The organism is Nocardia sp. NRRL WC-3656 (genome assembly GCF_000720265.1).
GTDB lineage: Bacteria > Actinomycetota > Actinomycetes > Mycobacteriales > Mycobacteriaceae > Nocardia > Nocardia nova.
This window is the reverse complement of the sequence record NZ_JOJF01000004.1, coordinates 104,774-118,541: the sequence shown is the minus strand read 5'-3', so window position 1 is coordinate 118,541 and position 13,768 is coordinate 104,774. Positions and strand designations below refer to the sequence as shown.

Below are 13,768 nucleotides of genomic sequence, written 5' to 3'. Positions count from 1 at the left end.
AACACCCGGCCGCGGGGCCGATACGGCGACGAGCCGCCGAGTGTCGACTCGGCGGCTCGTTCACGACCGGATATGCGGCGCAGGCCCGTTCTCGGCCGTGCCGGGCAGATCCCCTGCCCGAAGGTCAGCCCGCGTATTCCTTGCGCAGCTGCACCTTCACCACCTTGCCGCTGGCATTGCGCGGCAGCTCCGGCACGATCACCAGATCCTTCGGATGCTTGTACCGGGCGAGGTTCTCGTTGAGGAACGGGGTCAGCTCCTCGAGGGTCAGCGTTTCGCCGTCGAGCAGCGCGACCACGGCCACCGGCACCTCGCCCCACTTCTCGTGGGTCCGGCCGACCACCGCGGCCTCGTGGATCTTCGGATGCGCGAACAGCACATTCTCCACTTCGGCACAGTAGATGTTCTCGCCGCCGGAGATGATCATGTCCTTCTTGCGGTCGACCACCCAGACGAAGCCCTCCTCGTCCTGGCGAACCAGGTCACCGGAGTGGAACCAGCCGCCGGCGAAGGCTTCCGCGGTCGCCTCGGGCTTGTTCCAGTAGCCCTGCATCATGGTCGGCCCGCGGTAGACGATCTCGCCGATCTCGCCCGGCGCGACATCGTTCATCTCGTCGTCGACAACGCGGCCCTGGATGGTCGGGATGGGCTTACCGACCGAGCCCAGTTTGCGCAGCGCGTCCTTGCCCTCGAGTACGCAGGTGATCGGCGACATCTCGGTCTGGCCGAAGACCGCGACGTTCTGCGCGTTCGGGAAGCATTCGGCCATCGCCCGCAGCACGGTCTCCGAGGCGGGCGCCGCTCCCCAGCTCAACGTCTCCAACGCCAGCTTGCGCTCCTTGACCGTCGGATCCTCGCAGATCAGCTGCCACTGCGCGGGGACACAGAAGGCGGTGGTGGCCTGTTCGGCCTCGATGGCGTCGAGGAATTCGGTCGCGTTGAACGCGCCGAGCGGATGCAACACGGTCTTGGAGCCGAGCATGAACGCCGGGGCGAGGGAGCCCAGTCCGGCGATGTGGAACAGCGGCGAGGTGCAGAAGCCGATGCTGTCGGGGGTGGCGTTCATCGCCCGAATGCAGGTCAGCGCCTGGGCATTCAGATTCTCGTAGGACAGGATCGCACCCTTGGGGCTGCCGGTGGTGCCCGAGGTGTACATGATCAACGCCGGAGTGTCCTCCGGAATATCCTGCGGCACATGGGGTTCGCCGGTCTCGGCGAGGAAGTCGTCGTAGCCGATGACGCCCTCGCCCGTGGTGCCGCCGATGACGACGCAGGTATGCAGCGCCTCGCTCTGCGCCATCACACCGGTGGCCAGCGGCTGCAGCAGCGAGTCGGTGACGATCGCCGCGGCCCCCGAATCGGCCACGATGTAGGCGACCTCGGGCGGGGTGAGCCGGAAGTTCACCGGTACCGCGATCGCGCCCAGCGCGTTGATGCCGAACACGGCCTCGAGGTACTCGGTGTAGTTGAGCGCCAGAATCAGCACCCGGTCGCCGAAGCCGACACCGCGCCGAGCCAGAGCATCGGCGAATTTCAGTGACCGCTCGTGCAGCTGTTTCCAGGTGGTGTCCTGCCCGCGGAACCGGATCGCCACCGCGTCCGGGCGCATCAGCGCATGCGTGGCGAGCTGGTTGTTCCAGTGGTTTCGACGCGACCGGATCGGTTCGTCGGTCTGGACACCGGTGGTCATGCAGGAACTCCTCTCGGACCGTCGGAGTTCGCCACCGAATGGGCCCGGCGGCGTCGACGGCTGAACCAACAGCGAGAATAGCAACTAACTTTTTGCCGTGACAAGGGTTACATACGAGAATCCCGGTTCACCGCACCTTCGCACGAACGCGCCAACTCATGGCGATAACCTGGGTTTTTGGCTGAGTTCACAGTGACCTCAGTTCGCGACCTTTCGAGACTTTCGCAGCAAACTGCCGCTCACATCCTGTTGTCTCCGACGCGGTCGCCATGCCAGTATCGAGCCATCCGGGCAGGCCCGGCTCGCACGCGGCCAGGCACCCGAGGGGCGGCAGTCTGTGCACACACCGGCATCGAGGGGTGCCGGAGATGTCGGGCGCGTCGCCCCGAGTCGTACCGCGGCCAGGAGGACAACCAGATGTTGCGCACCAGATTCACCGAGATGTTCGGTATCGAACACCCGATCGTGCAGGGCGGCATGATGCACGTCGGCCGCGCCGAACTCGTGGCGGCGGTCGCCAACGCCGGGGCGCTCGGTTTCATCACCGCGCTCACCCAGCCGACCCCCGACGATCTGCGGCGCGAGATCGAGCGCACCCGGCAGCTCACCGACAAGCCGTTCGGCGTCAACGTCACCATCCTGCCGTCGATCAACCCGCCGCCGTACCAGGAATACGTTCAGGCGATCATCGAATCGGGCGTGAAGATCGTCGAGACCGCGGGCAGCAACCCGGAGCCGTTCCTGCCGTACTACAAGGAAGCCGGAATCAAGGTGCTGCACAAGTGCACCAGCGTCCGGCACGCGCTCAAGGCGCAGAAGATCGGCGTCGACGGCGTGAGCATCGACGGTTTCGAATGCGCCGGCCACCCGGGTGAGGACGACGTGCCCGGCCTGATCCTGATCCCGGCCGCCACCAAGGCGCTCGACATCCCGGTCATCGCGTCGGGTGGTTTCGCCGACGCCCGCGGCCTGGTCGCCGCGCTGGCTCTGGGCGCCGACGGCATCAACATGGGCACCCGCTTCCTGTGCACCGAGGAGTCCCCGGTGCATCGGAAGGTGAAGGAGCAGATCGTCGCCCACACCGAGCGTGACACCCAGCTCATCTTCCGCACCATGCACAACACCGCCCGGGTCGCCGACAACGAGATCAGCCGCAAGGTGGTCGAAATCGAGGCCGCCGGAGGCAAATTCGAGGATGTGCGCGATCTCGTCGCCGGAGCCCGCGGCCGCCGCGTCTTCGACGAGGGCGACCTGGACGCCGGCATCTGGTCGGCCGGACAGGTACAGGGTCTGATCGACGACATTCCGACCTGCGCCGAGCTGATCTCGCGCATCGTGGACGAGGCCGAGACGCTGATCAACGCGCGACTGGGTTCGCTGGTCGTCTGATTCGGCGTGCGGGGCGAGCCGCGACCGGCATGGGTCGCGGCTCGTCTCGTCACTCTCGCCCCTGTGGCCTCAGCTGTCTCGACCTCTTCACCGGGCCCCGACTTGTCGGCATAATCGCTGGGGAACCTGCACTATGCGGGACACCCGCACCCGGTCGGCACTGTGAGCCGCTGCGCGAATCGCGCTCGCATGCCACCCGACCGTCGTGCGACGGCGCCGGATACGGGGAGGACATGGCGGTGGGGCAGCGGGAGCGGATCGGCACCTCGGCGGACGCGGCGGTCGCCGCCGTCGCGCACATGCTGGGCGCCGCACCCGAATCCGTCTCCACCACAGTGCCTTTCACCGATCTGGGCCTGAGCTCCGCGCAGCTCGCCCGCCTGGCCGGCGTGCTGGAAGATACTCTGGGCGTGGAGATCTCGCTCACCGAGCTCTACGACAACCCGGATATCGAGCGGCTCGTCGACCATCTCGAGCGCCGATGACAGCCGCCACGCCACCGGTATCGATCATCGGTATCGGATGCCGAGTACCGGGCGCTTCCGGCGTGAACGAATTGTGGCGCTTGCTGATCGAGAGCCGCAGCGGAGTCGGCGAACCGCCGCCGGGACGCGACGGCGCGGGCCGCGGCGGCTATCTGGATTCGATCACGGAATTCGACAACGACCGCTTCTCGATCTCCGATCGCGAAGCGGCCCTGATGGATCCACAACAGCGGCTGGCGCTGGAGGTCGCGGTCGAAGCGATCGACGATGCCGGAATCGGCTATCGGCTGAGCGGGTCGGATACGGCGGTTCTCTTCGGCGCCTGCGGTTTCGACCACGGAGCGGTCGTCCTCGGCAGCGGCGGACAGGACGCGCCCTACGCGGTGACCGGGTCCGCGCTGAGCATCATCGCCAATCGGATCTCGTACGCACTGGATCTGCACGGACCGAGTGTGGTCCTCGACAGCGCGTGTTCGTCCTCGCTCGCGGCGGTGGACCTCGCCGTGCGGTTGCTGGCCGACGACGCCGTACCGTACGCCATCGTCGGCGGCGTGAATCTCGCGCTGCTGCCGCACACTTCGCAGTACCTCGAACAGGGAGGCTTCCTCGCCGCGGACGGGCGGTGCAAGCCGTTCGACGCGGCCGCCGACGGATACGTTCGCGGCGACGGGGCGACCGTGCTGGTATTGCAGCGCGCGGCCGACGCGCAGCGTGAGGGCAATCGCTGCTACGCCGAGATCGTCGGCGCCGCAGTGGGTTCCGACGGCCGCTCGAACGGTCTCTACGCCCCGAACGGGCGCGCGCAACAACAGGTGATCCGCACAGCGTGGGCACGCGCCGGCCTGGATGTCCGCTCCGCCGGATACTTCGAATGTCACGGCACCGGAACACCGGTCGGCGATGCGGTGGAGATCGAGGCGCTGGCCACCGTACTCGATGCGCCGGGCGGCGCGGTGAAACCGTATGTCGGATCGATCAAATCGAATATCGGCCATCTGGAGGCGGCGGCCGGGGTGACCGGGCTGGCCAAGGTGGCGCTGTGCCTGCACCACGGAACCATCGTGCCCACCATCAACTTTCAGCGCGAAAATCCGCTGCTGCGATTGTCCGAACGCGGCCTCCGAGTGCCGGGTGAAGTGGTCGGCTGGCCCGCGGATTCCGGCGTGCCGCGATGCGCGGGCGTCAGTTCGTTCGGATTCGGCGGCACCAATGCGCATGTGGTGCTGCGGGAGGTGGAGCCGGGACCGGTGCGCGAGGTGCGGCCTCCGGTGCTCATCGGCCTCACCGGTCGCGACGAGGACGAACTGCGTGACACCGCGACCGTTCTGGCCGGCGGCGAGATGTCGCTGTCCACCCTGGCGGCAACCGGACGCGCACTGCCCCAACCGGTTCGGGCCGCGATCGTGGCGGACGAGCCCGACGATGCGGGCGACGCACTGCGCGCGGTGGCGAGCGGCTCCCGTTCGCCGGCCCTGCTCGGAGTCGGTGGGCGACGGCGCGGACGCGTGCTTTTCCTGTTCTCCGGACAAGGTGGTCAGCATGCGTACATGGGGCGCGAGCTGGCGGCCCGGTATCCCGAATTCGCCCGGGCGGCAGGCGAAGCGGCCGACGCCGTGGCGAATGCGGGCGGGCCGCGAGTGTGGACGCCCCGGCACGGCTTCGCCGACAGCGTCGGCGCCACCGAGACGGTGCAACCGGCGCTGTTCGTCTACCAGGTGGCGCTGGCCCGGTTGCTCGCGGCATGGGGAATCGAGCCGGATGCGGTCGCCGGGCACAGCCTCGGCGAAATCGCGGCCGCGGTGATCGCGGGAGCCCTGTCCCTCGACGATGCCGCGCATCTGGTCACCGTGCGCTCGCGGGCGCTGGGCCGGCTGGCCGGGCAGGGCATGATGGCGCTGCTCGAGGCGACACCGGATCAAGCGCGGCGGCTGGTCGAGCCCTTGCGCGCGGAGGTCGCGGTGGCGGCGGTGAACGGGCCCCGGGCGGTGGTGGTCTCCGGGACCACGCGATACATGGAGACATTGCTGCGGCGAGCGCGGCGGCGGCAGTACTACGTACGACCCGTGCCGGTGGACTTCGCCGCGCACAGTCCACAGGTTCGCGCGCTCGCCGACGAATTCACCACCGCGCTGCGAGCGCCGGTGCCGCGGGCGCCCCGCGTGCCGGTGTTCTCGACGGCACGATCCGGCCGGGTGATCGATTCCGCCGCGATGGATACCGACTATTGGATCGACAACCTCTGTGGCACCGTCGATCTGGACGCGGCCGTCGAATCCGCCATGGGCCGGGGCTACACCTCGATCGTGGAGATATCACCGCATCCGGTGCTGGCGCCGGCCGTGCGCGACTATCCCGAACTGGCCGACGCCGTCTTCTCGGCCGCGCATCGCGACGGCGAGGTCACCGCCCTGCTCCGCACCGTCGGTGCCATGTATCTGCGGGGGCGTGATGTCGATTGGTCGATCCAGGGCGCGACGGCCGGTCCGGCGGTCGAACGGCGTTGGCGGCGAAGAACTTTCCCGTTGCTCACCCGGACCGCGACCGATCCCGGCCGCGAACGACTGGACGATCATGTGGTGAACGGTGTGCCGACCGTGCCGGCCGCGTATTGGATTCGGCGCCTCCTGGATTCGGTTCCCGGGCCGATCCGGCTGGCCGATTTCGCGGTTCAGGAACGCACGGATATCGCGGATCTCGCGGCAGTCGGCTACCGCAGCGGATCGGATCTGCGCGTACTGCTGGGACCGGTGTCGCTGGCCTCGGCGCGGGCGGAGACCGCCGCCTCGCCCGCCGACATTCTCGGGTGGATGCGTACGGTGGACGACCATCGCATCTCCGCCACGACAGCGGACGAACTCGATATCGACGAGTTCTATACCTCCTTGCGCACCCGTGGACTCGACTACGGTCCGCGCTTCCGGACGCTGGCCGCCGTGCGTGCCGGAAACCGCAGCGCCGTAGGAGTTTTCGATTCGATCCCGCTGACCACGGCCGCGCTCGACGGCTGCTTACAGCTGATCGCCGCCGCCGGCCGGGAAATCCTGCCCGCGGACGGGCCGGCGGTTCCGGTAGCCATCGGGTCGGTATGGCTTTCCGATGCCCCCCGTGTACTGCTGACCGAGGCGCACGCGTTCGTGCGCGGGCACGAACCGGGCGGGCTGTTGTGCGACGTCATCGCGGTGGACCAGGACGATGCCCCGGCAGTGGCACTGATCGGCGTGTGGATAGCATTCGCGGACAAGGCTTTCGGCTCGCGGCAAGCGGCGAGAGACCCGTCCGGGCACACGGTCGTCTACCGGCCGCCCGGAAACGCCGACTTCGACGGCGACCGTCCCGACGCTGCCACCGATGACGGTCTGTACGCCCAGCCCCGGATGACTCGCGCGGCGGTACCGGACGATGCGCCGCGCGAACGCGCAAGTGCCGGTGTTGTTTCCGGAGTCGCCACCGGATCGGGAATGAACCTGCTTCTCGAGCGCACCGCCGCGCGCGGACCAGCCGAGTACGACGCGACGGTCGCCACGGCACCGGAGTGGGCGAACTCCGTACTGCGCGAGGAGCAGTGGATTGCTGTGCCGTTCTCCGCGGACGCCGCGCGGGCGGTGCACCCGACCGTCGAGCGGGCGTCGGTCGTCGGAGAATCGCGCCTCGCGAAGTCGATCGCCCGCGCGCTGGACCGCCACCTCCCCGCCGAGCGGATCGCCCGCGAGCCCGGAGAGTCGACGGCCTTGGCGGCGGCACAAGGACCGGCGCCCACGGCCGTGGTGTTGGTCTGGGCGGAAGCACTCTCGGCGCCTCGGCACGACGCGTTCGGCGCGGGAACCGACACGAGTCCGGTCGTCCCCGCACTCGAGCGAGCCTTGCGGGTCCTGCAGCAGGTGATCGCCGCGGAAACGACGGCGAGCCTCACCGTGGTGCTGCGGGATCCGGCATCCGTCGAACACAATGCTGTCGCCGCGCTGGTCCGGACCCTGCAGCTGGAATCCGGCCGACCGGTGCGCCTGATCTGGTCCGACGAGTCGGGCGCCGATATCGTGCGGGACCTCGTGCTCGACTCGCGGGGGCCGGCGGAAATGCGCGTGGAAGGTGCGCGGACGCTGATGCGGCGGTTCCGGCGACTCGGGGGAGCAGGCTCCGGGGTCCCGATCTGCGCCGACGGCACCTATGTGGTCACCGGCGGGCTCGGCGCGCTGGGGGCCGCCGCGGTGCGGTGGCTGCTCGAGCAGGGAGCACGCGATGTGGTCGTCCTGACCCGGCGTCCGCGGCCGCTGCCGCCGCTGCTCGACGGCGCCGAGGACCGCGTGGTGGTCGTGCGCTGTGATGTCGCCGATCGCGCGGACCTGGCCAACGCCCTCGACGACATCCGAGCGTGTGGATCGACGATCCGAGGTCTGGTGCATGCCGCCGGTGTGCTGCAGGACGCCGAATTCGACCGCGTGACAGGCGAGTCCCTGGCCGTGCACTTCGAACCGAAAACGACTGCGGCCGTCTCGCTGCTCGAACTGACGGCGAGCGACCCGGTCGACTTCACCCTCCTGTTCTCCTCCGCCACCGGTCTGTTCGGGGCACCCGGACAAGCCGCGTACGCCGCCGCCAATGCGGCAGTGGATGCGCTGGCACACGCCGCCACCGGCCGATCGGTGACCAGCATCGCCTGGGGCAGCTGGGACGCCGGGCTCGCCCGCTCCGCCGGAGGCGCCGCACATCTGCGGACCGCCGGCATCACCCCTTTCGATGCCGCTCGCGGCATGTCCGTGCTGTCCGCGATTCTCGGCCGCCCGCAGGCGGTGGTGCTCGCGCTGGACTACACGCCCACCGACGACTCGGGACCGGTCGCGGCCAGACTTCGCGAGGCGCTGGCTCCCGCGGGTTCGCTCGGGGCCGATCTGCCGGGTGAACGCTCGCCGGGCTCGGCAAACACTGCGGCCGACAGACGTCTTTCCCGAGTTGCCGACGCGGGTGAGGACGTACAGCGAATCGTGCGCGCCACAGTTGCGAACGTACTGTCGCGCGACGTCGAATCCGTCGATCCCGAAGCCGATTTCGCGACACTGAATCTGTCCTCGCTGCTGGCCATAGATCTGCGACGCCGTCTGGAGCACCGGCTGGAAATCCGGATCGCCACCGCCGAGCTGTTCGACAACCCCTCTGTCACGGCGTTGTCGGCCGCGTTGGCGCTTCGAATGCCGCGCCAGGAACGACGATGATCAACCGCTTGGCGGCGACCGTCGCGGACCGAGCAACGAACACACCGGACGATCCGGCCTTCACCGCGCTGTCGTACCCGGGCGGTCGGCGTACGGCGGCCACCGTCACGGTATCCGAATTACACAGTGCGGCAGGCACATTGGCCTCGCAGCTTCGCGAGCGGACATCGCCCGGTGATCGTGTCGCGATCCTGTGCGAGCACGGTCTCGACTATGTCGTCGCCTTTCTCGCCTGCCTCTACAGCGCCCGCACCGCGGTTCCGCTGTTTCCGATAGCGATGCGCCGCAATGCCGAACGGCTACGGACGATCCTCGTCGACGCCGAGCCGCGTCTGAGCCTCGTCTCGCCACGCTTGCCGACCGCCACGCCCGAATGTCCGGATGCCGACGCCATGCCGTACGGCGAACTCCTGACGGTGGATGTGCACGCCGGCACCGGCGACGTCCGAGTGGATCCGGCCGGCGCGCATCCCGCCTACCTCCAGTACACCTCCGGCTCCACCACTTCGCCTGCGGGGGTGTGCATCACCCACGCCAATCTCGCGGCGGCACTCGATCAGTTGCGTACGGCCCTGGCACCGGCCGACGACCGTCCGATGGTCACCTGGCTGCCGTTCTTCCACGATATGGGCCTGATTTTCGCCCTGTCGCTGCCACTGTATCTGGGCGTTCATGCGATCACGATGCCACCGGCCGACTTCGCCAAACGCCCGATCCGATGGTTGCGCGCGTGCAGCGACTATCGCGCCGCCGCGACCGCCAGCCCGAATTTCGGTCTGGCACTGGCCGTTTCGGGCACAACGGCGGAGGAGCGCGACGGTCTCGATCTGTCCTCGCTGGATCTGCTGCTCAACGGGGCCGAACCGATCCGCGCCACCGCTCTGGACGCCTTCACTCGCACCTTCGCCCCGTACGGATTCCGTCACCGGGCCCATACCGCGGGATACGGCCTGGCCGAGGCAACCCTTCCGGTGACCATCTCGCGCCCGGAGGCGGAACCGGTATGCGTCGACTTCGACCGCGCCGCCCTGAGCTCGGGCCGGGCGACCGTCGCGTCCGCGCGGCACGACGGTATCGCGCTGGTCGACTGCGGCCGTCCCGCCGGGCAAACCGTGCGCATCGTCGATCCCGTGACGGGCATACCGTGCGACGACGGTGCCGTCGGTGAGATATGGGTGCGGGGTCCGAATGTCGGCGCGGGATATGCGGGACTGCGCGAGCGGACCGCGGACATTTTCGGCGCAGTGCTCCCTGGACGTTCCGGAGCGTGGCTGCGCACCGGAGATCTCGGTTTCCTCCACGACGGGGGGCTCTACATCGCGGGCCGCCTGCGCGACACGATCGTCATCGACGGCCGCAACCATTTCCCCGCCGATATCGAAGCCACCGCCGCCGACTCCGCTCCCGAACTGCGCCCCGGGCATATCGCGGCGTTCGGGGTCGATACCGGTGAACGTGAGGACCTCGTGGTCGTCGCCGAGGTGGTGAGCCCACCGGCCGCCGCGCGCGATATCGGCCGGCGGGTCCGGGCCGCGGTGGCGACCGTGCACGGCATCGCACCGGCGGACGTGCTGTTGCTGCCGCGCGGCGCGATTCCGAAGACCTCGAGCGGAAAGGTGCGCCGGGGCGAATGCCGCACTCGCTATCGGGCAGGGGAGTTCAGCGAGGAATTCGGCACCGACGCGGGCGCCCTCCGCGCGAACTCAGGTCGAATCCCGGCCGAATAGCCGATCGGTTTCGCGGCGTTCGCGCTTGGTGGGCCGTCCGGCGCCGCGGTCGCGCTTGGGCATCGCGGCGACGATTTCCGGTGCGGGTGGCGGAGGGCTCTTGTCGATATAGCATTGCGTCGCAATCGAAGCGCCGACGCGTTTCACGACCGGTCGGACCACGACGACGATGCGTTCGACCCCGGCATTGCGGACCCGCACCTCATCACCGGGCTTGATCTGATGAGCGGGTTTGACCGTCGTGCCGTTGACACGCACATGACCGCCGCGGCACGCTGTGGCTGCGGCGGATCGCGTTTTGAACAGCCGGACAGCCCAGATCCAGGAGTCGACCCGAGCTGTAGCTGGTTGTGCCTGTTCCAGTTTCGCTCCTCACAGTAGGCCCGGCGGGTCACCGCCGGGCCGTGCTGTCGAGCGAAAACGACTAGGCGACGCGGCGTGCGGTGACGATCGAGTCGGGATCCAGATGCGCGTAGCTGACGGTCTCACCCGACTGCGGCGCCTGGAGAATCTTGCCATCCCCGGCGTACATGGCCACGTGGCCGCCGCCGTTCTGGATGACCAGGTCGCCCGGCTTCAGGTCCTGGAAGGCAACCGGCTTACCGACGTGCGACTGTTCGAAGCTGGTACGCGGCAGCTGAATTCCGGCCTGCTTGTACGCCCACTGCACCAGACCGGAGCAGTCGAAGTTCGCCGGACCGGAGGCGCCCCACACATAGTCGGCGCCGATCTTGCTGCGCGCAGCGTCGAGAGCGACGTCGCCGACACCGTGCTGCTGCTGCGACTGGCCGAACATGCCACTCATCGGGTTCTGCGCGGCGTTGGGGATGCTGGGCGCGATCGCCTGCGAGCTCAGCGCCTGCTGAACTCCCTTGATCTGATCCGCGTGATCGGCGAGCACCTGGTTCGCCTGGCTGACCTGCTGGTCGAATTCCGAACCCAGCGGAACGTCGAAGTTGCCGACGCCGGGAACGTTGATCGTGGCCGCCATGGCCGGAATCGCCGGAATCGCACCGGTTGTGGCCGCTACTGCGCCGCAGACCAGCGCACCCTTGACGGAATTCGGCAGCCGAGATTCCCGTTGCAGACTGTGTTTACCCACCGAGCTGAGTCTCCTGTTTCTTCCTTGCCCACGCGCCGACCGGGTTAGCTGACGGGTTCGGACCGGGAAGATCGGCCCTACCCCATCGACCTTGCGACCGAAGAGGATTCACCCCAGTAACCTGGGTCCCCGGTTCAGCGATCGAGCTGCCCACTCGACTGCTGATTAGGCGGTGACTCAGCGGGCCGCCCCTCTAATGAAGCGACATACTCCGCGAAGTCACGAAGAGATTACGACGGCTCGGTGTTGTTGTCCACCCCACACGACGGCGTGTCTGCCCGCGTGTCGCCAAAACGCCAGGACCACCCCCGATTACAGCCCGACGAATCCATCTGCTATGGAGATCACGGCACGGTATCCACGGCTGTGCCCTCGTTATCGAAAGAGTCGCCGGGGCGTTACATCCGTGGCATTTCATCGGCGGCGTTACATCGGCGACCGATTCACGCCTCATCGCGCGGACGGACCGCGCGCTCGAGTTCCGCGATGCGTCCTCGTGCGTCCGCCAGTTCTGTTTCCAGCCGGCCCAGGGCGATCACGAGCGGACCGACCGCCAGATCGGCCACCAGTTGCGGATCGTCGTACCCCTGCGCGATCGCGTGCAGGATGTTGTCGCGAATCTGCCGGGCGACGCTCGCTCCGGCCGGCACGTCCCAGGACCCGACGACCTCGGCCACCGTGGGGTTCGGCCGATCGCCGGACTGCTGATCTTCCGAATCGGTGGACATGACCCCTCCTGCGGACATTTCGGACCTCGATCAGCCACCAGCGTAGAGAGCCCCTCGCGCCCGGTCATCCCCGCACAGCGACTGCCATTCGCTCGGATAGCGCAATCTAGGACATCCCCTATATATCCCGAGATTTCGGTGCGAACGCGCTACGGTGTCGGGGCATGGACCCCGTGCGGAATCCGTATGCCCCGGGCGCCGGCCAGCGCCCGCCCGAACTCGCCGGGCGCGACAAACAGCTCGACGCGTTCGACATCGTGCTCGAACGTATCTCGCGCGGGCGCCCCGAACGCAGTGTGATGCTCACCGGACTGCGCGGCGTGGGAAAGACCGTGCTGCTCAACCAACTTCGGTCCACGGCCCGCTCGCGCGGTTGGGGGACCGGCAAACTGGAGGCTCGCCCGGATCAGGAATTGCGGCGACCGCTGGCATCGGCGCTGCATATGGCGGTGCGCCAGATCGCGGTCGCCCACCGCAATCCCGAGATGGTCGACGATTTCCTGGGCATCCTCAAGGCCTTCGCCCTGCGCGCGACCGCCGACAAGGGGATGCGGGAACGCTGGCAGCCCGGCATCGACGTCCCGGCCGTCACCGGGCGCGCGGACTCCGGTGACATCGAGATCGATCTGGTGGAGTTGCTCCTGGAGGCCGCCCAGCTCGCCCGCGATATCGGCGTAGGCATCGCCGTGTTCATCGACGAGATGCAGGATCTGGGACCGGCCGATATCTCCGCGATCTGCGGCGCCTGCCACGAATTGAGCCAGGAGACAGCGCCGTTGATCGTAGTGGGCGCGGGCCTGCCACATCTGCCGGCCGTCCTCTCGGCCTCCAAGAGCTATTCCGAGCGCCTTTTCGGCTACCACCGCATCGACCGACTCGATCGCGATTCCGCGGACCGCGCGCTGATCGCTCCCGCCGAGCGCGAGGCGGTGGAGTTCACCGAGGAGGCCCTGAAAGCCTTGTACGACAAGGCAGATGGGTACCCCTATTTCGTCCAGGCTTACGGTAAGGCCACGTGGGATGTGGCCGCCCGCAGCCCGATCGGCGCCGAGGATGTGGAACTGGCGGCTCCCGCGGCCGAGGAGGAGTTGGCGGTCGGGTTCTTCGGCTCCCGTTATGAACGAGCAACCCCGGCCGAGCGCGAGTACATGCGGGCGATGGCCGATCTGGCCGGCGACGACGGCCCGGTGCCGACCGCGGCGGTCGCCCAGGAGCTGGGCCGCAAACCCGCGTCGCTGTCTCCGGCCCGGGACGGACTCATCAAGAAGGGGCTGATCTACTCCGCCGAGCGGGGCACCATCGGCTTCACGGTGCCGCATTTCGGGCGGTACCTGCGCGGCGTGCAGTAATTCTTCGACCGCCGATTTCGCCGGAGGCCTACCGGCGGGTAACCAAGCCTTCTACACTCAAATGTGATCCTGATCACGTTTCGAGGGAGGG

The 13,768-nt window shown here is 68.2% G+C and carries 9 protein-coding genes and 1 riboswitch; of the genes, 5 read left to right on the top strand and 4 right to left on the bottom strand.

From position 1 onward, the window contains the following. Positions 1 to 124: 124 nt before the first annotated feature. On the bottom strand, positions 125 to 1,690 hold the full coding sequence (fadD5, locus tag IG65_RS0107615; protein WP_030514129.1) for a fatty-acid--CoA ligase FadD5: 1,566 nt from the start codon (positions 1,688 to 1,690) through the stop codon (positions 125 to 127). A gap of 417 nt (positions 1,691 to 2,107) precedes the next feature. Here fadD5 and IG65_RS0107610 point away from each other — a divergent pair, with 417 nt between their 5' ends. The 4 genes from IG65_RS0107610 (at position 2,108) to IG65_RS0107595 (ending at position 10,498) form a co-directional block, all read left to right on the top strand. Next, complete coding sequence (locus IG65_RS0107610; RefSeq protein ID WP_030514128.1) at positions 2,108 to 3,079, top strand: nitronate monooxygenase family protein; 972 nt, start codon at positions 2,108 to 2,110, stop codon at positions 3,077 to 3,079. Positions 3,080 to 3,312: 233 nt separating this feature from the next. Further along, positions 3,313 to 3,564, top strand: coding sequence for an acyl carrier protein (locus IG65_RS0107605; protein ID WP_030514127.1), 252 nt, complete (start codon positions 3,313 to 3,315; stop codon positions 3,562 to 3,564). Next, entirely contained in the window at positions 3,561 to 8,771 is a 5,211-nt protein-coding gene (locus IG65_RS0107600) for a type I polyketide synthase (protein ID WP_030514126.1), read from the top strand. The genes IG65_RS0107605 and IG65_RS0107600 overlap by 4 nt, the downstream gene beginning before the upstream one ends. After that, complete coding sequence (locus IG65_RS0107595; protein ID WP_063833547.1) at positions 8,768 to 10,498, top strand: fatty acyl-AMP ligase; 1,731 nt, start codon at positions 8,768 to 8,770, stop codon at positions 10,496 to 10,498. Before IG65_RS0107600 ends, IG65_RS0107595 begins: the two co-directional genes overlap by 4 nt. Here IG65_RS0107595 and IG65_RS0107590 read toward each other — a convergent pair. The 3 genes from IG65_RS0107590 to IG65_RS0107580 form a co-directional block, all read right to left on the bottom strand. Next, positions 10,475 to 10,861, bottom strand: coding sequence for an RNA-binding S4 domain-containing protein (locus tag IG65_RS0107590; protein ID WP_030514124.1), 387 nt, complete (start codon positions 10,859 to 10,861; stop codon positions 10,475 to 10,477). The two genes, IG65_RS0107595 and IG65_RS0107590, sit on opposite strands and share 24 nt — an antisense overlap. A 61-nt stretch (positions 10,862 to 10,922) precedes the next feature. Then, positions 10,923 to 11,600, bottom strand: a complete 678-nt coding sequence (locus IG65_RS39655; protein ID WP_030514123.1) for a C40 family peptidase — start codon at positions 11,598 to 11,600, stop codon at positions 10,923 to 10,925. Positions 11,601 to 11,618: 18 nt separating this feature from the next. Then, a riboswitch (cyclic di-AMP (ydaO/yuaA leader) is annotated at positions 11,619 to 11,782 on the bottom strand. 261 nt (positions 11,783 to 12,043) lie between these two features. Then, positions 12,044 to 12,328, bottom strand: a complete 285-nt coding sequence (locus IG65_RS0107580) for a hypothetical protein (RefSeq protein ID WP_030514122.1) — start codon at positions 12,326 to 12,328, stop codon at positions 12,044 to 12,046. 164 nt (positions 12,329 to 12,492) lie between these two features. Here IG65_RS0107580 and IG65_RS0107575 point away from each other — a divergent pair, with 164 nt between their 5' ends. Further along, entirely contained in the window at positions 12,493 to 13,677 is a 1,185-nt protein-coding gene (locus tag IG65_RS0107575; protein ID WP_030514121.1) for an ATP-binding protein, read from the top strand. The last annotated feature ends 91 nt before the right edge of the window (positions 13,678 to 13,768 follow it).

Excerpts from the sequence above, each read along its gene's own strand:
- IG65_RS0107595 (WP_063833547.1), top strand. The coding sequence starts at position 8,768 with ATGATCAACCGCTTGGCGGCGACCGTCGCGGACCGAGCAACGAACACA.
- IG65_RS0107610 (WP_030514128.1), top strand. The coding sequence starts at position 2,108 with ATGTTGCGCACCAGATTCACCGAGATGTTCGGTATCGAACACCCGATC.
- fadD5 (WP_030514129.1), bottom strand. The coding sequence starts at position 1,690 with ATGACCACCGGTGTCCAGACCGACGAACCGATCCGGTCGCGTCGAAAC.
- IG65_RS0107605 (WP_030514127.1), top strand. The coding sequence starts at position 3,313 with ATGGCGGTGGGGCAGCGGGAGCGGATCGGCACCTCGGCGGACGCGGCG.
- IG65_RS0107600 (WP_030514126.1), top strand. The coding sequence starts at position 3,561 with ATGACAGCCGCCACGCCACCGGTATCGATCATCGGTATCGGATGCCGA.
- IG65_RS0107575 (WP_030514121.1), top strand. The coding sequence starts at position 12,493 with ATGGACCCCGTGCGGAATCCGTATGCCCCGGGCGCCGGCCAGCGCCCG.
- IG65_RS0107580 (WP_030514122.1), bottom strand. The coding sequence starts at position 12,328 with ATGTCCACCGATTCGGAAGATCAGCAGTCCGGCGATCGGCCGAACCCC.